The organism is Hymenobacter siberiensis (genome assembly GCF_018967865.2).
Classification (GTDB): domain Bacteria; phylum Bacteroidota; class Bacteroidia; order Cytophagales; family Hymenobacteraceae; genus Hymenobacter; species Hymenobacter siberiensis.
Window position 1 is genome coordinate 1234097 of the sequence record NZ_JAHLZY020000001.1, and the last position, 19293, is coordinate 1253389.

The following is a 19293-nucleotide window of genomic DNA, read 5'->3' on the forward strand; positions in this document are numbered from 1 at the left end:
GCCCAGGAATGGTAGCATGAGCAGCCCCAAGCAGACACAAAACAGCGAACGCAGCATAGAATGAGAGTAGATAGCAGCCCCAAACCGTTGTTCTTCCAGCACGAATTGGGAAGTAGAGGAAATGGGCCTGCTAAAGTACGGAGTTTGCCTTAGCTTTGGCCGTATTTCCTCTTGCTTATGCACCTGCTCCACTCGCTTTGCCGCCTGCCGGCCCCCGCCGGCAACGAGGCTGCACTCACCAAATTTGTGCTTGATTACGTCCGGCAGCAGCAGGCTGCCTGGTTGCACCAGCCCCGGATTATCGCCGATGAGCGGTTCCAGGACTGCATTCTGCTGGTGTTCGGGAAGCCCCGTACGGCCGTTTTTGCCCACCTCGACAGCATCGGCTTCACGGTGCGCTACGGCCGGCAATTGGTACGAATTGGAGGCCCGCAGGCCGAAGCAGGTTACCGCCTGGTAGGAAAGGATTCGCAAGGAGAAGTAGACTGTACATTAACCGTTGACGAAGAAACCGGGGAACTGGGTTACGCGTTCCACCGCGATATTGACCGGGGCACGGAGCTCACCTTCTACTGCGACTTCCGCGAAACGGCCACCACCGTGCAAAGCTGCTACCTCGATAACCGCCTCGGCGTGTGGAACGCCCTGCGCCTGTGCGAAACGCTGGAGCACGGCATTATTGCCTTTTCGTGCTGGGAAGAGCACGGCGGCGGCTCTGTGGCCTATCTCGCCAAATACATTTACGAAACCTACGGCGTGCGCCAGGCCCTGATTTCTGATATCACCTGGGTAACTGAGGGCGTGCACGCCGGTCAGGGCTGTGCCATCTCGCTGCGCGACTCGCTCATTCCGCGCCGGGCGTACGTGGACCGTATCCGGGCCATCGCGGCCGATTCGGGCATCCCCCACCAGCTGGAGGTAGAAGGCAGCGGAGGCTCCGATGCCAAGGAACTGCAACACGCCGCTGCGCCCTGGGACTGGTGCTTCGTCGGCGCCCCTGAAGACCATGTGCACTCGCCCGATGAGCTGGTATTCAAGAATGACATCGAAAGTATGCTGGCGCTCTATCAGGTGCTCATGGATAAGCTTTAAAATGATGTAGTAGTTGCATATTACCCAAAATTGCGTACATACGAAGCTATTCTGGAGGCGTCCTGAACAGCTTCATGGTTTCAGGGTTTTACTGAGCTTGTCGCTTATTACTCTTTAATAGTGCTGATGCGGGAAAAATGCTTATATGCTGTCGATAGCAATCCAAAGAAAGTGCCTGGAGCGAGGTTAGAGTTCTGTTCGTTTTTTGACCGGCTCGCGACAATCTAAGCAATTTTTCCGCATCATGTTTAATAGTTCAAATTAATTTTTAAATGGACATCCCTCCCCCCATTTTTTCCATAGTAAGTCCGGTATATAGGACAGATACCATGATACCGGAGTTGGTAGCTCGCATTATTCGTAGTGTAACACCTCTCACAACTAATTTTGAGATTATATTAGTTGATGACCGTAGTCCGGATAAATCATGGGAGGAAATACAAACACAAGTGCATCTTGACTCTCGCGTGCGAGGGTTACGGCTCAGTCGCAACTTTGGGCAGCACCGCGCTATTACAGCCGGCCTTGATTATAGCCAGGGCGAGTGGATAATAGTAATGGACTGCGACCTGCAGGACCGGCCCGAAGAGATACCAGCACTGCTCGCCAAAGCGCAGGAGGGATTCGATATAGTGCTGGCGCGCCGATTTGAAAGGCAGGATGGGGCGTTCAAAAAGCTTTTTTCTTATCTGTTTTACAACATACTAAGCTATTTGACTGGTACACCGCAGGATAGCGCCATCGCCAATTTCGGTATTTATAATCGAAAAGTGATTAATGCCATTTGTGAATTGCGCGAAAGTACGCGTTATTTCCCTGCTATGGCCCGGTGGGTAGGCTTTCGTGTTTCTACCCTCGATGTTGAGCATGCTGAGCGGCCTGAAGGAACAAGCAGCTATAATATCAAGCGGTTAGTTAATTTGGCATTGGATATTATACTGGCTTATTCTGATAAGCCTTTGCGGCTTACAGTGAAATTTGGCCTGCTGATATCGGCCACCTCATTCATTGGCACTATCTATATGCTATGGCAGGCTATTGAAGGCAAAATTCAGGTGCTTGGTTACGCTAGCCTTATAGTGTCTATTTGGTTTTTTTCAGGGCTAATAATCTTGATTATGGGAATTATTGGCCTGTATTTGGGTAAAACGTTTGAAGGAGTCAAAAACCGACCTATTTATGTGGTCGACGATTTCATCGGAAATGCTATAGCGCAACAAGAAGTATGAGTTCTGTTTTAGAGTTATTACCTTGGGATACGGAATTCCTGGGATATAAGGTGGGGCGGCTACAACCTACCGATTCAACATTAGTGACAGTAAACGAGCTGATTGGGGAAGCTCGCTTACAAGGCTTCCATCTCTTGTATTGGGCAGCAGACCCAACAGATGTCACTGCTGCTCATACTGCCCTTGCTATTGGAGCATATCTGGCTGACCAAAAGGTTACCTATGCTATGCCTGTCAAGGCGGGCGTAACACAGCAGTTAGGTCAAGGTATTGAAGTGGCCGTTGAGCTTTCTGCGCAGCTTGTATCGCTGGCTTTGCAGAGTGGTCACCACTCACGTTATCAAAATGACGCTAGATTTGCTCCCGATGTGTTTTTGAGGCTCTACACTCGCTGGATTGAAAACTCTGTTAATGGCAAGCTTGCACGTGAAGTATTGGTCTACCGAGCAGACCGGTCCGGCGAAGAACTGGGCATGATAACATTAAACGTTAAGAATACTCGAGCTGATATTGGGCTTTTGGCTGTGGATGAGCGGACAAGAGGGCAAGAGATAGGCACTCGGCTAATAGACGCGGCTCATCAGCGTTCACATGCTTGGGGAGTTGAGGTTTTGCAGGTTGTAACTCAGGTTACCAATTCAGGGGCCTGTCGTTTCTACGAGCGCTGTGGCTTTCGCACCGACTCTATAGTTCATATTTACCATATCTGGCTCCCATAGCAGTACTTTTTGAAAAAGCTTTTAAGTTACGAGTGAGGCCATATGCCGCCTGCGCATAATAGACTGTTGTAGTACTCCCCAAAAGCTGGACAGGTTAAGCGGGCTAGCTTAGCTCGATTATGACCCCAAAACGCACCCGCCGTCGCTATACGGCCGAGTTCAAAGCGGAGGTGGCGCTAGCCGCCCTCACCGAGCGCCAGCCATTGGCCGAGCTGGCCGCTCACTACCAATTGGCTACCGCTCAAATCACCCGTTGGAAGCTGCAACTGCGTGAGCAGGCCACCCAGGTTTTCACCGAAGCGCCTGCGGCCGGCATGCCCTTACCCGACGTCGAGCCCCTCTACGCGGCCATCGGTCGGTTGCAAATGGAAAACGCGCTGCTAAAAAAAACGCTACCCCGATGAGCACGGCCCAACAACGGGTCCTGGTTCAGGCCTCGGACCCGGCCGGTAGCTCGGTCGCCGCTCGCTGCCAGGCCCTAGGCCTGGCCCGCAGCAGCTTCTACTACCAGCCCTGCGGAGAAAGTGCTTACAACCTGGAGCTCATGCGCCTGCTCGATGAGGAGTTTACCGACCACAACTTCAAAGGAGTGCTCGGCCTGCGCGACCACCTGCGCCTGGCCGGCCACGCCGTCAATGCCAAGCGCGTGCGCCGCCTCGTGCGCCTGATGGGCCACGAGCCGATTTATCCCAAACCGCGCTTGTCCATTCCTGGTCAAGGCGTTACGCCCTACCCGTACCTACTGCGGGACCGCCCGGCCACCGCCCCGAAGGAGGTATGGAGTACCGACATCACGTACGTGCCCATGGCCAAGGGCTTTCTCTATCTGGCCGCCGTGCTCGACTGGCACTCGCGCTACGTGCTCAGCTGGCAGCTCTCCAACACGCTCGACGTGGGCTTTTGCCTGCAAGCCCTGGGTGATGCGTTGCGCCATGCTCCGGCTCCCTACATCTTCAACTCCGACCAGGGCAGCCAGTTCACCAGCCTCGCCTACGAACAAGCTTTGCTGGACGCCGGCTGCCGCATCAGCCGCGACGGCCGCGGCCGCGCCACCGACAATGCCTTCATCGAACGCCTCTGGCGCACGGTCAAATGGGAACATATCTATCTTATCCCGGCCGATGACGGCCAGCACCTGCACCAGCAATTAACCGCGTACTTTGCCTACTACAATCATCGCCGACCCCATCAAAGTCTCGGGGGCCAAACGCCCGCCCACGTCTACCAAACCAACACAACATTCAATCATAACAATATTACTACTCTACCCTACCATTTTAGTTAATTGATAAAGAGTTAGTTGGCAAATAATCCATCGAAACACGGCGTTCATGTTAGCAATGAAGGCCGGGTCAGTGCTGCGGCCGGGCCGCGTGTATTGCCGCAGAGCGTTGAGGCCGTGGCGGCTGAAACTGGCGCGTTTGTAGCCGTTGTTTTTGGTTTTGATGGGTTGCACCTTTTCGTGGAGCCAGGTGCCCACGCTGACACACAGCGCGTAGGCCAGGCTCACGAGGCCAACGAGTTTTTTGAGCTTGCCGCGGCACTGCAAATGCGTCCCGCGCAAGGCAAAGCCGCGCCCTTTCAGGTTCTGAAAACAGGCTTCGATGGTCCAGCGCTTGCGGTAGAACTGGCCCAAAAAAGCGACGTTGGCCGTGCCGAAAAGGAACAGGTACTCGCCCCCGGTCAGGGCCGTGACCTGCGCCCCGCCCCAGACCCCGTCGACCTGGCACGCGGCCAGTTGGCGGCACTGGCCCGGGTGCAGGCCCCAGTCGGCCACGGCGTGACGGCGGCCGTGGCGGTCGGTGAGCAAGTGGTGCTTGGGCAGGCGCATGACGAAGAAAATACCCTTGTCTTTGAGGTACTTGAACCACGCATGGCCCACAAATTCCCGGTCGCCCACCACCAACCCCACCCGGTCGGGGCCCAGTACCCGGAGGCAAAAATCCAGCAGCGCGGCGCGGTCAGCCGCATTGGAATTACCGCTGCGGTTGTCGAGTAATTCCCAGTACAGCGGCCAGTGGCAGTCGCCGCGGCCCACCGTGACGAGCAGAATGTTTACCTGGCACTTGCCGAAGTCCCACTCCGTGCGGTCCAGGCACAGGCGCAGCTTGCCCGTGCCCGGCAGCAGGCCCACCAGCAGCACAGCCAGGGCCAGGTAATCCAGGTCGACCTCGCGAAAAAAGTCCTGGATGCGCGTCTCGTTCGAGGCCAGTTTTGCGCCGTCGTTGAGATGCTGCGCCACTTCGCAAAATTGTACGTTTCGACTTTTGAAGAGACCCAGCACGAAGCGGGCAATGAACTTCTTGCGGGCCAGGTTCCGCACCAGCGGGGCCGAATGCAAAAGGGTCGTAATTTTGGCAACGAGGCAATGCTTCACGGGAAGGGGTGCTTTTGGCAGTTGAGGAACTACAAAGGTCGAACCTTCCCGTTTTTATGCCCGATTTTTAGTAGGGTAGAGTACAATATTACTTAACAAGCCCCGCTAAAGTGTCCAGTTTTTGGGGAGTAGTACAATTCGACTATCTTTGTGTCTCAGCCCTTAATCTATGGATTCTAGTATTCCCTTTAACAAACCTTACCTCTCAGGCAACGAAACCCGTTATATCGAAGAGGCTGTGCTATCCGGCAAAATTTCTGGTGATGGCATGTTTACCAAGCGGTGCCACCAGTTTTTTGAGCAGCAGCTGGGTTTTAAAAAAGTTCTGCTGACTACATCCTGTACTGATGCTCTGGAAATGGCAGCTCTGCTGCTCGACATCAAACCCGGGGATGAGGTGATTATGCCATCTTACACGTTTGTGTCGACTTCCAATGCTTTTGTATTGCGGGGGGCACACATCGTCTTTGCCGATAGTACCGCCGAAAATCCTAATCTGGACCCTGCCCGATTAGAATCACTCATTACTGCTCGTACGCGCGCTATTGTACCCGTTCATTATGCTGGCATAGCATGTGATATGGACCCCATAATGGAGATTGCTAATCGGCATAATCTGTTTGTGGTAGAAGATGCCGCCCAGGCGATTGACAGCTACTATAAGGGAAAGGCTTTGGGCACGATTGGCCATTTAGCTGCTTTTTCGTTTCATGAAACCAAAAATATCATTTCGGGCGAGGGAGGAATGCTGGCCATTAATGACGAGCGGTTCGCTGCCCGTGCCGAAATAATTAGAGAAAAAGGGACAAACCGGTCATCTTTTTTTCGTGGTGAAGTAGACAAATACGGATGGGTTGACCATGGCTCGTCGTTTTTGCCTTCGGATATAATCGCAGCATTCCTGTGGGCGCAGCTTGAGAATTTGCGCGATATTCAGACTAAACGCGTAGCAATCTGGGAGCGCTACTATCGTGCACTGGAGCCCTTGGTAGCTATTGGGGTAGAAATGCCCTATGTACCGGATTTCGCAACCAAAAACGGGCATATGTTCTACTTGGTGTGCCGTAGCTTAGCGGAGCGTACCGCGCTAATCGAATACATGAAATCACAGAATATTAATCCGGTGTTTCATTATTTGTCGCTCCATACCAGCCCATTCTATTTCGAAAATCATGATGGCCGGGTGCTGCCCTGGGCAGACCATTATACCGACTGCCTGATTCGCCTGCCGCTTTACTATGAGTTGAGCACCGCGCAGCAAACCCGGATTATGGATGCCATTTTATCGTTCTATAAGCAGACGGGCTCATAAATCTATCTTTTTTGGGATTTGGTCGTCAGGCGAGCGCTGGGGCGGAAGACGTCAAGATGCGCCATTTCAGCAGTCTTTAGGCCAACGTTGGGCCGTTGCTATTCTTAAAGCAGTATTTATTAATTGCTACTATGTCCGCACGCGCTGAAATGAATTCTGTTCGTTCCCCTTTTAGCTTCGCTAATGCGGTGTTACCGCTGTTGCTGACGGGAGGACTGGTATTAAGACTACTATTTCTGTGGGTTGGGGCAGGTATTTATTACAGAGGTAGCAGCCCATTTATTAACGGCGATACCGATTCTTTTACGCGGAGCTTCCTAAACCTGTGGCAGCACGGGGTGTATAGTTTCAATCAACTAAATCCGGAAGCTGCCTTTGGGCGCCTGCCGGGCTATCCTTTCTTCTGGGGTAGCCACTACCTGATTTTTGGGGAGCAGCACGTATATCAGGCGGTGGCATTCAGCCAGTGCCTGCTCGATACGGTGGCCATCTACCTGATTTATGCAACTGCCCGTGCACTGACGCATGATATTCGGGCAGCCTGGATATCAGCAGCACTATACGCTTGCTATCCATTTGTGGTAGTGTGGCTTACGGTTTCAGGTTCGGAAGCTCTGGCTACTTTTGTAACTATCCTAACATTCTGGTGGTTGGCCACGCGCCCGGTCAGCGCCCGTAATGCGCTCATCGCTGGTCTGCTGGTTGGGGCCGGGCTGCTAGTGAGGGAGTACCTGGGGGCACTGTTGGTACCGGTCTTTATCTGGATATATTCAGCTAATAAGGGGTCGGGGAGCGTCATTCGGCTGAGCACGATGGCCGTAATGGGCTTCCTGTTGCTTTATGTGGGCTGGCCGGTCCGTAATTATGTTTTTCAGCATCGTTTCATATTGCTCAAGCCCACTACGGCAGGCTACGACCGGTATGCCGAGGATGTGAATACCGCCCGTGCGTGGGTGTACGGGTGGAGTCCGGACGCTGACGCCTATCTGGATGGCATTGCCGGTAAAGCGCCTCTTCCAGTCTTTCCACAACGGGTTTTCAAAGACAGTGCGGAGGGGGAACAGGCGCACCAGCTTTTTGCGCGGGCCCGGCAATGTGGTACTGGCTTCTACAATTGGCGCTATATGAAGCGCTATGACAGCCCTGCGAATTGCAATGCTGAGCTAGCCAGCGGATTTAAGTTACTCAACAACTCGTATAAGCAGCGACACTTGCTGCGGTATTGGACGGAGGTACCTTTGCTAAACCTGAAAAAAGCGTTTTTTAAGAACCAGCTGATGAATGCTGGTAGCAGCCGGCTTGTGGGCCTGCTATTTGGCTACCGGACACTTATTTTATTGCTATGTATTTGGGGAGCATTTCTTCTGCGTCAGAATCGGAATAGCTGGCCTGTTATGTTCTTTTTCGTCTTTATGTACCTTTTTATTTGCATTGGCTTGCGCCAGCTCGAAATGCGCTACCTGCTTCAGGCTGATGCTGCTATATTGAGTTTAGCCGGTACGCCATTCGTATGGCTGTTCAATCGGCTTAAAGGAAAGATAGCCTGATGCCACTGGAAGCAGAAGACTTCGCTGCTGGCTGCTGGGTAAAGTTTGTCCGAAAAACAGGGGAGTGTCGCCAGACGTTGTTGGCACAAGCCAAGTGGAGGAAAGCTACTTGGTTGGCGACTTTCTTTCCTAACGGATGAGCAGGTGATGGAAGCGGTAGAACAGGCGATAGTCTGAGGTGGTCGGGTAAATCCGGACAGAATAGAGGGCTTATCTTTCGAACGTTATGAAAGGCAGCCTCCAACCCGTTAAACGCCTGCGTTATGATGCCGCCTTCCAGGCCGAAGTATTACGCTTGGCTGAGCAAAGCCGCTGGACTAAGCCGCCGCCCGCGCCCTCAATATCAATCCCGAACTGATCTACAAGTAGCAGAGGGAGGCCCTCACGCTCGTGGCCGTTGCCCGCAGTGCCGAACTGGACCCAACCACGGACGGCGGCCGAACTGCGTCAGCGGCGTGCCTTAGCTCGGCGGCAGGCGCAAGAGCTAGGGCCACCTCGAGGATGGCAAACGGGTTGCTGGCGGGTAGTAATTCGGTTTTCAGAGTAATCCAGCCAGTTTCGGCTTGGGCGTTGTCGTAGGGATTGCCGGTCCGGCTGAAGCACGGCCCCAGCTTGGGGGATGCGTGCACGGCAGGTCGTGCTGGCGTACTGGCTGCCCCGGTCGGCGTGGATAATGAGACCCGGCACGGGCTGGCGCAGGGTCAAGGCTTTTTCCAGGGCGGTGAGCACGAGTTCAGTGGCCATCTGCGCGGCCAGGTGTCAGCCCACACGACCACGCTAAGTATTGTACACTGACTTCGAAACCGCTCCAGTTAGAAAAGGTTGGATTCGGTAGTATTTCCGCTATTTTGCGAACCGAAAACCGCTCAAATCACATTTTCCCACCCATTCGCTTTTTATGACGCCATTCCTCTACGCTGTGCCCTTATTGGGTGTTTTTGCCTTGCTCTATACCTGGCTGCGTGCCGGCTGGGTGACGAAACAAGATGCTGGTGACGCGCGCATGACCACCATTGCCGGCTACATTGCCGATGGGGCCATCGCCTTTCTTAAGGCCGAATACAAGGTGCTGGCCCTATTTGGGCTGATTGCCGGGGCCTTTCTTTTCTACCTGGGTAGTACGAGCGGCAATTCCAGCCCCGTCATCGTCATTGCTTTTTTAATTGGCGGGGTGTTCTCGGCACTGGCCGGTTTCATCGGGATGAAAATCGCTACCAAAGCCAACGTGCGTACGGCGCAGGCGGCCAAAACCAGCCTCAGTACCGCGCTCAACGTGTCGTTCTCGGGCGGCTCGGTGATGGGTATGGGAGTAGCCGGCTTGGCCGTGCTGGGTTTGGGCTCGCTGTTTATTGTGTTCTATAAAATGTTTGTGCCCAGTGGCATGGCTAATGGGCAGGAGATGGAAAAAGCCCTCGAAGTTCTCACCGGCTTCTCGCTCGGGGCCGAAAGCATTGCCCTGTTTGCCCGCGTGGGCGGCGGCATCTACACCAAGGCGGCTGATGTGGGCGCCGACCTCGTGGGCAAAGTCGAAGCCGGCATTCCGGAGGACGACCCCCGCAACCCCGCCACCATTGCCGACAACGTTGGCGACAACGTGGGCGACGTGGCCGGCATGGGAGCCGACTTGTTTGGCTCCTACGTGGCTACTATTCTGGCTACTATGGTACTGGGGCGCGAAGTAACCGTGACCAATGACCAGTTCGGTGGCCTCTCGCCCATCTTCCTGCCGATGGCCATTGCGGGCATGGGCATCATCGCCTCGCTCATTGGCATTCTCTGCGTGCGGGTGAAGGAAGGTGGCAACGTGCAGGGTGCGCTCAATACCGGTAACTACATCTCGGTGGTCGTGTCAGCAGCCGGTGCCTATGGCTTGATTATGTGGATTTTGCCGACCGGTAATTTCACCATTCGCGGCATCAGCTTCGATGCCATGCACGTCTTTTACGCCGTGCTGGTGGGCCTCGTGGTGGGCACGCTGATGAGCATCATCACTGAGTATTACACGGCCATGGGCAAGCGGCCGGTCAATAGCATCATTCAGCAAAGTAGCACGGGCCACGCCACTACCGTCATCGGCGGGTTGGCCGTGGGCATGGAATCAACGGTGCTGCCCATTCTGGTACTGGCGGCCGGCATCGTGCTTAGCTACGAAGCGGCGGGCCTCTACGGCGTGGCCATTGCTGCTGCCGGCATGATGGCCACCACCGCCATGCAGCTGGCTATCGACGCATTCGGCCCCATTGCCGACAACGCCGGCGGCATCGCCGAAATGTGCGAGCTGCCCAAGGAAGTACGCGAGCGTACCGATATTCTGGATGCCGTGGGCAACACCACCGCCGCCACCGGTAAGGGCTTTGCTATTGCCTCGGCCGCGCTTACTTCGCTGGCCCTGTTCGCCGCTTTCATGGGCACCGCCAACATTACGTCCATCGATATCAGCAAAGCGCCCGTGCTGGCCGGCATGTTCATCGGGGCCATGATTCCGTTCATTTTTTCCTCGCTGGCCATTGCCGCCGTGGGCCGGGCCGCCATGGCCATGGTGCAGGAAGTGCGCCGCCAGTTCCGTGAAATTCCGGGTATTATGGAAGGCACCGGCCGGCCAGAGTATGAGAAATGCGTGGCCATTTCGACCCAGGCGGCTATCCGGGAGATGATTTTACCGGGCGCTATCGCCCTGCTCACGCCCATTATCGTGGGGTTTGGTTGCCGGGGCTTGTTCTCAAATGCGTCGTCGCCCGAGGTGCTGGGCGGCCTGCTGGCCGGCGTCACGGTGAGCGGCGTGCTCATGGCCATGTTCCAGAGCAACGCTGGTGGGGCGTGGGACAACGCCAAAAAATCCTTCGAGAAAGGCGTGATGGTGGACGGCGTGATGCAATACAAAGGCTCCGACGCGCACAAAGCCTCCGTCACCGGCGACACCGTGGGCGACCCCTTCAAGGATACTTCCGGCCCGAGCATGAACATCCTCATTAAGCTGATGAGCATCGTGTCGCTGGTTATCGCGCCGCACATTGCCGAAAAAGGCGGCGAGCGCGGCATGGCCCCCGTGCAGATGGAAAAGCAGCGTATCGAAGCCACTCTGCAGCCCCACGTTCGCTACGCCGAAGCCTTTGTGCCAGCTGCGGCCCGCGTGATTTACACGGCGTTGCGGACAATAGAGTAGGGGCGGTTTCATCCGCCGCGTCAATCTCACGGAACCACTGCGGGGCATGTTCCCTGCCGGGTACGGCGCTCTCCGGAAATGCGGGAGGGGGGTAAGGTTGACGTGGCGGCCGATTCCGGCTGTAGCTTTGCATCCTCATTACACCCCTCCCGCGCCGCATGGGCCACTCCCACATCACCATCCATAATAAGGAATTTCGGCCGTATCTATCGGCTGCTCAGTTGGATGAAGTCGTGGCCGGCCTGGGCGCGCGCCTCAGTGCCGACTATGCCGGGCAAAAGCCCTTATTCGTGGTCGTGCTCACCGGCGGGTTCATGTTTGCTTCCGATTTGCTGAAGCGCTTCGTGGGCGAATGCGAGATTGTCTTCATTCGCGTGGCCTCTTATGAGGGTACCGATAGTACCGGTGTGGTGCAGGAAATTCTGGGTCTGCGCGAAGAAGTGCAGGGCCGCCACCTCATCATCGTGGAGGATATTGTGGACACGGGCACTACCATGCACCACCTGCTGCCCACACTGTTGGAAAAAGGCCCGGCTTCGGTCGAGATTGCGGCGCTGTTTTTCAAGCCCGCCAGCCTGCGGCACGACCTGTCGGTGCGCTACGTGGCTCAGGAAATCCCCAACGACTTTGTGGTCGGCTACGGCCTTGACTACGACGGCTTAGGCCGCAATCTGGCCGATGTATACGTAGCTGTGTAGCAACGTTTCTGCCTCCGATTGAGTAACTTGCCCAAACCCACCTAAATCACCTCCCTCGCGCAACGCGTCTTCTACATGTTGAATATCGTGCTGTTCGGCCCTCCCGGCGCCGGCAAAGGAACCCAGAGCCAGAAACTCATCACCCATTACAACCTCGTGCACCTGAGCACCGGCGACCTGCTACGCGCCCAGATTGCGCAGGGTACCGACCTTGGTCTACAAGCTAAAAAGCTCATGGACGAAGGTCTGCTCGTGCCCGATTCTGTGGTTATCGGGATGATTGGCAGTGCGTTGAAAAATAATCCGCAGGTCGGCGGGTTCATCTTCGATGGCTTCCCGCGCACCGTGGCCCAGGCCGAAAGCCTCGACCGCCTCATGACCGAGCATAACACGCACATTGGCTGCATGATTGCGCTCGAAGTGCAGGAGGAAGAACTGGTGACGCGCCTGCTGGAACGCGGCAAAACCAGCAACCGCCCCGACGACCAGGACGAAACCAAAATCCGCCGCCGCGTGACGGTGTACAACACCGAAACCGCCCAGGTAGCCGGCTACTACGCCGCCCAAAACAAATTCCACGCCCTGAACGGCATTGGTCCGATTGACGATATTTTCGGCCAAATCTGCGGGCTGATTGACAAGAATAAAGTGGCTGCCCCCGAAACCCCGACGGCAGCGACTAAAGAAGTAAAGGCGTAGCAGGCTGCGCCAGTTATGAGTTAAAAGTTATGAGTTATGAGTTTCGGGCGCATAGCCCGGAGTTCATAACTCATTTCGTTACCCCAAAATCCAACTCATAACTTTTAACCCATAACCCATAACTCAATCCAGTGGCCTCCAATAACTTCATCGACTACGTCAAACTCATCTGCCGTTCGGGCAAAGGCGGTGCCGGCTCGCACCACTTTTTCCGGGCCAAGGGCCTGCCCAACGGCGGCCCCGATGGCGGCGACGGCGGCCGCGGCGGCCACATCATCCTCGAAGGCAACTCGCAGCTCTGGACGCTGCTGCACCTGCAGTACCAGCGCCACGTATTCGCCAAAGACGGCGACGGCGGAGGCGAAAACCTGCGCAGCGGCGCGCAGGGAGCTGATATCGTGCTGCAAGTGCCCCTCGGCACCGTGGCCCGCGACCCCGACGGCACCCAACTGCTGGAAATCACGGAGCACGGCCAGCGGCTCGTCCTCGTGCCCGGCGGGCGCGGCGGCTGGGGCAACGACCACTTCAAGAACTCCATTAACCAGGCCCCGGAGTACGCGCAGCCCGGTGAGCCGGCCATCGAGGCCATCATCATCCTGGAGCTGAAGCTGCTGGCCGATGTGGGCCTCGTAGGCTTCCCCAACGCAGGCAAGAGTACGCTGCTCTCCGTAGTGTCGGCCGCCAAGCCCAAAATTGCTGATTACGCCTTCACTACCCTGGTACCTAATTTGGGCGTGGTGGCTTACCGCGACTACAAATCGTTCGTGATGGCCGACATTCCCGGCATCATCGAGGGCGCGGCCGAGGGCAAGGGCCTTGGCACACGCTTCCTGCGCCACATCGAGCGCAACTCCATGCTGCTCTTCATGATAAGCTGCGACTCGCCCGATATCGATGCCGAATACAAGGTGCTAATCGGCGAGTTGGAGCAGTTCAATCCCGACCTGCTGGACAAGAAGCGCCTGCTGGCCATCACCAAATCCGACATGATTGACGAGGAATTGGAGGCCGAAATCCGCCAGACGCTCCCGGCCGAGGTGCCCGCCATCTTCATTTCCAGCCTCACGAATAAGAATATCACGCCGTTGAAGGACATGATTTGGAAGGCGCTGCATGAGTAGAGTTAGTTATTCATCGTCATCTTCACCATATGTATTATCATAAATAATACTGAGAGATTCACCGTTAAAAAGCCAATATGGGCAAGGGGCAACGTTGTATTGATTTCCAAGAACTTTGCGTGTAGCTGCCGTTAATGACATTTCTTCGCCATTCAGGTTCACTTTTTTGGAAGTCGTTACAACTACGGTTGCTTCATTGGACTTGCATGTTAGAAGCGAGCCAATGGCAATCTGCATCTCATCGAAATTTAGATTAGGTTTCTTCTTTTTGCTAAGTTGAATACCGGCATCGACTTCAGATTTTTCGAGTATTGTAGGTTGACTTTCTACTTCAGCAGTTGAATCATGGACATGAAGCAATTTCAGTATTGCGATGGCCTGTGTTGCCTCAATGGAAAAAAACTCTCGTTTAGGGTTGACACGATGAGGAGCAAAAGCTAGATGCAGTGCTTTCTCAACCTCCTCCGAGTTCGGTACCTTGCAAACAAACTCCAGTTTAAAGGGAACAGGGACACCAGTTGTATATAATTGGTCAATGCGAGTTTTCGCATCGTCATGACTCGTGCGTCCAATTTTGACCATCCCTGGCATTGCTGGGTTTGTTAAAACATAAACGACGCTCAATTGAGGAGTCATTTGGGAGAATTGATTTAATTGGTGGGCTATTATCTGTTGGCTTAACTGATTCATTAGATTATTGGCTGCTTTAGAAGTGCAAAAGTAAAGCTACTGCTAATGCCACTATGGCAGCCCGCGCCCCTTTGGCCCACTCCTTGCGCCCGAAGTCTGACTAACCGGCTAACCCCGTGAAAAACCCCTTTCGACGAATATTTCCGCAAATGGCTAACGAGCATAACCTCCCCGAGGACGACAACCTGACCGCCGACCCCACCCACGTAGCTGGCGAAATGGCCGATGGCGAAAGCACCGACCCGGACATGACCGCCACCGGCGCGCCCCAGCCCGAGGCCTCCCGCACCGACGCTGAGCTGGCCGAAATCAAAGACAAGTACCTGCGCCTCGCCGCCGAGTTTGAGAACTACAAGCGCCGCACCAGCAAGGAGCGCATCGACCTGTTCAAAACCGCCAATCAGGAGTTGATGGTGGCCTTGCTGCCCGTGCTCGACGACTTTGAGCGCGCCCGCAACGCCACCCAGGCTACCACCGATGCCAATGCCGTGCGTGAGAGCATCGAAATTATTCAGAGCAAGCTGAACAAAACCTTGCAGCAAAAGGGTTTGACCGCCATGGAAGCACAGGGCGGCGACTTCGATGCCGAGCTGCACGAGGCCATCACCCAGATTCCTGCGCCGAGCGATGACCTGAAAGGGAAAATCGTGGACGTTGTGGAGCAAGGCTATTATTTGGGCGACAAGGTTATTCGCCACGCCAAAGTGGTGCTTGGGCAGTAGTTTTAGGGTTTGAATTGAGTTGAAAAAATAGAAGAACGTCATGCAGAGCGCAGCGAAGCATCTTGCCCGCTTCGTTGAACGATTGAGTTGGTGACTGCCAGCAAGATGCTTCGCTGCGCTCTGCATGACGTTCAAACATAAAAAAGATGGCTACGAAGCGCGATTATTACGAGGTATTAGGCATTACCAAAACGGCGGAAGGCGACGTTATTAAGTCGGCTTATCGGAAGATGGCAATCAAATTCCACCCTGACAAGAACCCCGACGACCCCACGGCCGAGGACAAATTCAAGGAGGCGGCCGAGGCGTACGAAGTTCTCAGCAACGCCGACAAGCGCGCGCGCTACGACCGGTATGGCCATCAAGGTATGGGCGGCGGCGGTGGCGGTGGCCCGCAGAACATGGAGGATATCTTCTCGCAGTTCGGCGATATTTTCGGCGGTGGCGGTGGCTTCGAAGGCTTCTTTGGGGGCGGCCGCCAGGGCGGCGGCCGACGCCAGAAGAAGGGCTCAAACCTGCGCATCAAGCTGAAGCTTGATTTAGAGGAAATCGCCAACGGGGTCGAGAAGAAAATCAAGGTGAAGCGCTACGTGGCCTGCCAGCCGTGCAGCGGCACCGGGGCCAAAAATGGCACCGATATGAAAACCTGCCCTACCTGCCAGGGCCAGGGCCAGATCAAACGCGTGGTGAACACCATGCTCGGCCAGATGGTGAGCAGCAGCACCTGCCCCACCTGCAACGGCGAAGGCAAAACCATTGTGAGCACCTGCGACGTGTGCAAGGGCGAAGGTCGCCAACTGCACGAGGAAGTGATTCCCATCAATATCCCCGCCGGCGTGGCCAACGACATGCAGCTGAGCATGAACGGCAAAGGCAACTTCCCCGAGCGCGGCGGCGTGCCCGGCGACCTGCTCATTCAGATTGAGGAGGAGCCGCACGAGTTCCTGAAGCGCGATGGTAACAACATCATGTTCGAGCAATACATCTCGTTTGTGGATGCGGCGCTGGGCGCGAGTCTGGAAGTGCCCACCATCGAGGGCAAGGTAAAAATTAAGGTGGACCCCGGCACCCAGCCGGGCAAAATTCTGCGCCTGCGTGGCAAAGGCATCAAAGACCTGAACGGCTACGGCCGCGGCGACCAGCTTATCCACCTGAACGTGTGGACGCCTAAAAACGTGAGCAACCAGGAGCGTGAGCTGCTGGAGAAGCTGCGCGACTCGGACAACTTCACGCCCCACCCCGGCAAGAACGAGAAAGGCTTCTTCGAGAAAGTAAAGGAGTATTTCGCGTAATCTCGCGCCTTTTGAACGTCATGCAGAGCGTAGCGAGGCATGACGTTCCTTACTCATAACTAGAGAGAAGTAAAGGGTCCCCTATACCCCCCCCACTTCTGAAACCCCGGCTGCGCTAACAGTCCGGGGTTTCTTCTTTTTCAAGAAAACCCGGTCTGGCTGGGGGACATACCAAACGCGCTTGGGCTAAAGATAGAGCCGTCATCCGAAACCCTGCCGAACTACCTTCGGCAGGGTTTATTGTGCCTCTGCGTTATCTGCGAAAGCCTCTGCGCCTTCTGCGGGCTAAAAAATGTTAGCCCGATGTAATGCTACCGTTATCCCGGCGATAAACTTCCTGAAACCATTACCCGCCGCATGGCCACCGCCACCCCGTCTGCTGATTTTGTTGCCGTGCTGCACGAGTACCAGCCTTTGCTGCGACGCGTGGCCCGCCTGTACTGCCAGGATACCGATGACCGCCAGGACCTGTTTCAGGAAATAGTGCTGCAGCTGTGGCGGGCGTGGCCGCGCTACGTGCCCCAGCCCAATGCCAAGCTCAGCACCTGGCTCTACCGTATTGCGCTGAACGTGGCCATCTCAAACCTGCGCCAGCGCACCCGCCATCCCGCGCCGGTGGGCCTCGATGCCGAAGCGCTGGCCGTGGCCCAGGCCCCCGATAGCGGGCCCGATGCCGACGACCGCGCCGCCCTTTACCGGGCTATTGGCCGCTTATCCGAAGTAGACAAGGCGTTTGTGCTGCTCTACCTTGAAGACCGGTCCTATGATGAAATAGCTGATATTCTTGGCATTACTCAAAACAATGTGCGTGTGAAAATGCACCGCGTGCAGGAAAAGCTGCGGCAGCAATTAGTCCCCTGCTAACCATTAAACCGGTACCATCCTATGGAACTTGATGACCTGCGCCGCCAATGGCAGCGGCCTGAGCCGGACAACGAACCGGCTGCTTTCGATGCCGCCGAAGTGGCCCGGCTACTGGCCCAGCGGTCGGGGGATAGTTTGGGGCAGCTGCAACATAATGCCCGTAAAGACCTGTTAATCAATGCCGGTTTTCTGGTAGTGTCGCTGGGGTTTATTGTCTTTTCCCCATTTGCCTGGCTGCGAACAATGGGGTGCCTGCTGGCTTTGGTAGCGCTGCTGTGCATCTACTACTTTTATCGGAAGATGGGCTTGCTGCGCGGTATCACCAAGCCCGAGGGCGACTTGCGTACGCACCTTGTGCGCGTTACGAGTGGGCTGCGGAGCCTGATGCGCTTCTATTACCGGTTTACGATGGTACTGATTCCGGTGGCGGGGCTGGTGGGGCTGACTGCCGGACTGCTAGAACCCAAGAATGGCGTGGTGTCTATTCCGCAGTCGCGGCTGATGCTGGCTTTAGGCCTGGAGATTGTGGTAAGTCTGGCGTTGTATTGGCCCTTGACAAAGTACATCCGCTGGTACCTGCAACGGGTATATGGCCAGCATCTGGACCGCCTCGAAGCCAGTCTGCATGAGTTGAGCGAAGCCGAAATAGAAGCGGCCAGCTAGCCCAGGCCGGCCCGTTCATCCCCGTTATTCACCGTTTGGGGAGCCCCAGAACCCGCTTGGCGCCCAACTGCTGGCAAATGGGCCGGGTGGCCAACACATTTGCTCAGCTACATTCTTCTACATTTAACCCGCCAACTAACCTTTTTTTCTGTGAAACCTATACTGGAAGTCCTCAACGTGCACAAGGCCTACGCCAACCACGTTGCCCTCGACGGGGTGAGCCTTGAAATTTCCGAAGGCAACATTTTCGGCCTGCTCGGTCCCAACGGAGCGGGTAAAACCTCGCTCATCCGCATCATCACCCAGATTACGGGGGCCGATGAGGGCGAAATCCGCTTTCGTGGCGAGCGGTTGAACCCGAGCCATATTGCCCAGATTGGCTACCTGCCCGAGGAGCGCGGCCTGTATAAAAAGATGAAAGTGGGCGAGCAGCTGCTCTATCTGGCCCGCCTGCGCGGCCTGAGCCGCGAAGACGCCACGGTACGCATCAAGCAGTGGCTGAATCGGTTCGAGATAAAAGAGTGGGCCGGGAAGAACGTGGAGGACCTGAGCAAGGGTATGCAGCAGAAGGTGCAGTTTATTGCCACGGTGCTGCACGAGCCCAAACTCATTATTCTCGATGAGCCGTTCTCGGGCTTCGACCCGATTAACGCCAACCTGATTAAGGACGAAATTCTGGAGCTGCGGAACCAGGGCGCGACCATTATTTTCTCGACGCACCGCATGGAATCGGTGGAGGAGATGTGCGACAACATTGCCCTCATCAACCGCTCGCGCAAGGTGCTGGACGGGCCGATTGGTGTGATTCGCAACCAGTTTAAAACCAATACCTACGAGGTGGAGGGCACAGGGCATCCCATGCTGTCGAGCCCCGATTTCAGGGTGATTGAGCAGAAAAAGCGGGAAAATAACCATTTCTACCTGCAAGTGCAACTGCAGGAGGGCGTGCGGCCCAACGACCTGCTGCGCTACCTCATCGGTTCGGCAGGCATTGAAGTAGCCGCTTTCCGGGAGAAAATTCCGAGCATCAACGAGATATTCATCCGGCGCGTGCGCGAAACCATGCCCGAAACCCTCCTCGAAACCGCTAACGCGCTGCTTTAAT

The 19293-nt window shown here is 55.6% G+C and carries 18 protein-coding genes; 16 read left to right on the plus strand and 2 right to left on the minus strand.

Annotation, left to right across the window (positions count from 1 at the left end; genetic code table 11):
- Positions 1 to 177: 177 nt before the first annotated feature.
- The 5 genes from KQ659_RS05410 (at position 178) to KQ659_RS05430 (ending at position 4325) form a co-directional block, all read left to right on the plus strand.
- A complete protein-coding gene (locus tag KQ659_RS05410; protein ID WP_216689931.1) occupies positions 178 to 1092 on the plus strand; it encodes an aminopeptidase in 915 nt (304 codons plus the stop codon).
- A gap of 272 nt (positions 1093 to 1364) precedes the next feature.
- Positions 1365 to 2321, plus strand: a complete 957-nt coding sequence (locus tag KQ659_RS05415; RefSeq protein WP_216689929.1) for a glycosyltransferase family 2 protein — start codon at positions 1365 to 1367, stop codon at positions 2319 to 2321.
- Positions 2318 to 3040 carry a GNAT family N-acetyltransferase gene (locus KQ659_RS05420; RefSeq protein WP_216689928.1) on the plus strand — a complete coding sequence of 241 codons (723 nt, stop codon included), beginning with the start codon at positions 2318 to 2320 and terminating at the stop codon, positions 3038 to 3040. Before KQ659_RS05415 ends, KQ659_RS05420 begins: the two co-directional genes overlap by 4 nt.
- Positions 3041 to 3159: 119 nt before the next feature.
- Positions 3160 to 3444, plus strand: coding sequence for a transposase (locus KQ659_RS05425; RefSeq protein WP_216689926.1), 285 nt, complete (start codon positions 3160 to 3162; stop codon positions 3442 to 3444).
- The gene (locus KQ659_RS05430; RefSeq protein WP_216689925.1) at positions 3441 to 4325 is read left to right on the plus strand and encodes an IS3 family transposase; all 885 of its coding nucleotides are present in this window, start codon (positions 3441 to 3443) and stop codon (positions 4323 to 4325) included. Before KQ659_RS05425 ends, KQ659_RS05430 begins: the two co-directional genes overlap by 4 nt.
- Here KQ659_RS05430 and KQ659_RS05435 read toward each other — a convergent pair.
- Entirely contained in the window at positions 4305 to 5417 is a 1113-nt protein-coding gene (locus KQ659_RS05435; RefSeq protein ID WP_216689923.1) for an IS4 family transposase, read from the minus strand. The two genes, KQ659_RS05430 and KQ659_RS05435, sit on opposite strands and share 21 nt — an antisense overlap.
- A 169-nt stretch (positions 5418 to 5586) precedes the next feature.
- Between KQ659_RS05435 and rffA the strand changes: the two genes are divergently transcribed.
- From rffA to obgE, 6 genes are all read left to right on the plus strand, one after another.
- Positions 5587 to 6729 (plus strand): dTDP-4-amino-4,6-dideoxygalactose transaminase, encoded by a 1143-nt coding sequence (gene rffA / locus KQ659_RS05440; RefSeq protein ID WP_216689921.1) that lies wholly within the window; start codon positions 5587 to 5589, stop codon positions 6727 to 6729.
- A 131-nt stretch (positions 6730 to 6860) separates the two neighbouring features.
- Positions 6861 to 8276, plus strand: a complete 1416-nt coding sequence (locus KQ659_RS05445) for a glycosyltransferase family 39 protein (protein ID WP_216689919.1) — start codon at positions 6861 to 6863, stop codon at positions 8274 to 8276.
- A gap of 898 nt (positions 8277 to 9174) precedes the next feature.
- Complete coding sequence (locus KQ659_RS05450) at positions 9175 to 11439, plus strand: sodium-translocating pyrophosphatase (RefSeq protein WP_216689918.1); 2265 nt, start codon at positions 9175 to 9177, stop codon at positions 11437 to 11439.
- A gap of 158 nt (positions 11440 to 11597) precedes the next feature.
- On the plus strand, positions 11598 to 12137 hold the full coding sequence (locus KQ659_RS05455; protein ID WP_216689916.1) for a phosphoribosyltransferase: 540 nt from the start codon (positions 11598 to 11600) through the stop codon (positions 12135 to 12137).
- 75 nt (positions 12138 to 12212) lie between these two features.
- Entirely contained in the window at positions 12213 to 12836 is a 624-nt protein-coding gene (locus KQ659_RS05460) for an adenylate kinase (protein ID WP_216689915.1), read from the plus strand.
- 131 nt (positions 12837 to 12967) lie between these two features.
- The gene (gene obgE, locus KQ659_RS05465; RefSeq protein WP_216689913.1) at positions 12968 to 13957 is read left to right on the plus strand and encodes a GTPase ObgE; all 990 of its coding nucleotides are present in this window, start codon (positions 12968 to 12970) and stop codon (positions 13955 to 13957) included.
- A gap of 6 nt (positions 13958 to 13963) precedes the next feature.
- Here obgE and KQ659_RS05470 read toward each other — a convergent pair whose 3' ends face one another.
- Positions 13964 to 14593 (minus strand): GIY-YIG nuclease family protein, encoded by a 630-nt coding sequence (locus KQ659_RS05470; protein WP_216689911.1) that lies wholly within the window; start codon positions 14591 to 14593, stop codon positions 13964 to 13966.
- A 203-nt stretch (positions 14594 to 14796) separates the two neighbouring features.
- Between KQ659_RS05470 and KQ659_RS05475 the strand changes: the two genes are divergently transcribed.
- The 5 genes from KQ659_RS05475 (at position 14797) to KQ659_RS05495 (ending at position 19292) form a co-directional block, all read left to right on the plus strand.
- Entirely contained in the window at positions 14797 to 15369 is a 573-nt protein-coding gene (locus tag KQ659_RS05475; protein WP_216689909.1) for a nucleotide exchange factor GrpE, read from the plus strand.
- A gap of 146 nt (positions 15370 to 15515) precedes the next feature.
- Complete coding sequence (gene dnaJ, locus KQ659_RS05480) at positions 15516 to 16661, plus strand: molecular chaperone DnaJ (RefSeq protein WP_216689907.1); 1146 nt, start codon at positions 15516 to 15518, stop codon at positions 16659 to 16661.
- Positions 16662 to 17018: 357 nt separating this feature from the next.
- Positions 17019 to 17525: an RNA polymerase sigma factor gene (locus KQ659_RS05485; RefSeq protein WP_216689905.1), complete on the plus strand. Its 507-nt coding sequence runs from the start codon at positions 17019 to 17021 to the stop codon at positions 17523 to 17525.
- Positions 17526 to 17546: 21 nt separating this feature from the next.
- A complete protein-coding gene (locus tag KQ659_RS05490) occupies positions 17547 to 18188 on the plus strand; it encodes a hypothetical protein (protein WP_216689903.1) in 642 nt (213 codons plus the stop codon).
- A gap of 150 nt (positions 18189 to 18338) precedes the next feature.
- The gene (locus tag KQ659_RS05495) at positions 18339 to 19292 is read left to right on the plus strand and encodes an ABC transporter ATP-binding protein (RefSeq protein ID WP_216689901.1); all 954 of its coding nucleotides are present in this window, start codon (positions 18339 to 18341) and stop codon (positions 19290 to 19292) included.
- Position 19293 lies beyond the last annotated feature (1 nt).

What these genes read in the sequence shown, in the direction of transcription:
- KQ659_RS05410 (WP_216689931.1), top strand. Translation starts at nt 178, where the DNA reads ATGCACCTGCTCCACTCGCTTTGCCGCCTGCCGGCCCCCGCCGGCAAC.
- KQ659_RS05415 (WP_216689929.1), top strand. Translation starts at nt 1,365, where the DNA reads ATGGACATCCCTCCCCCCATTTTTTCCATAGTAAGTCCGGTATATAGG.
- KQ659_RS05420 (WP_216689928.1), top strand. Translation starts at nt 2,318, where the DNA reads ATGAGTTCTGTTTTAGAGTTATTACCTTGGGATACGGAATTCCTGGGA.
- KQ659_RS05425 (WP_216689926.1), top strand. Translation starts at nt 3,160, where the DNA reads ATGACCCCAAAACGCACCCGCCGTCGCTATACGGCCGAGTTCAAAGCG.
- KQ659_RS05430 (WP_216689925.1), top strand. Translation starts at nt 3,441, where the DNA reads ATGAGCACGGCCCAACAACGGGTCCTGGTTCAGGCCTCGGACCCGGCC.
- rffA (WP_216689921.1), top strand. Translation starts at nt 5,587, where the DNA reads ATGGATTCTAGTATTCCCTTTAACAAACCTTACCTCTCAGGCAACGAA.
- KQ659_RS05445 (WP_216689919.1), top strand. Translation starts at nt 6,861, where the DNA reads ATGTCCGCACGCGCTGAAATGAATTCTGTTCGTTCCCCTTTTAGCTTC.
- KQ659_RS05450 (WP_216689918.1), top strand. Translation starts at nt 9,175, where the DNA reads ATGACGCCATTCCTCTACGCTGTGCCCTTATTGGGTGTTTTTGCCTTG.
- KQ659_RS05455 (WP_216689916.1), top strand. Translation starts at nt 11,598, where the DNA reads ATGGGCCACTCCCACATCACCATCCATAATAAGGAATTTCGGCCGTAT.
- KQ659_RS05460 (WP_216689915.1), top strand. Translation starts at nt 12,213, where the DNA reads ATGTTGAATATCGTGCTGTTCGGCCCTCCCGGCGCCGGCAAAGGAACC.
- KQ659_RS05470 (WP_216689911.1), bottom strand. Translation starts at nt 14,593, where the DNA reads ATGACTCCTCAATTGAGCGTCGTTTATGTTTTAACAAACCCAGCAATG.
- KQ659_RS05475 (WP_216689909.1), top strand. Translation starts at nt 14,797, where the DNA reads ATGGCTAACGAGCATAACCTCCCCGAGGACGACAACCTGACCGCCGAC.
- dnaJ (WP_216689907.1), top strand. Translation starts at nt 15,516, where the DNA reads ATGGCTACGAAGCGCGATTATTACGAGGTATTAGGCATTACCAAAACG.
- KQ659_RS05485 (WP_216689905.1), top strand. Translation starts at nt 17,019, where the DNA reads ATGGCCACCGCCACCCCGTCTGCTGATTTTGTTGCCGTGCTGCACGAG.
- KQ659_RS05490 (WP_216689903.1), top strand. Translation starts at nt 17,547, where the DNA reads ATGGAACTTGATGACCTGCGCCGCCAATGGCAGCGGCCTGAGCCGGAC.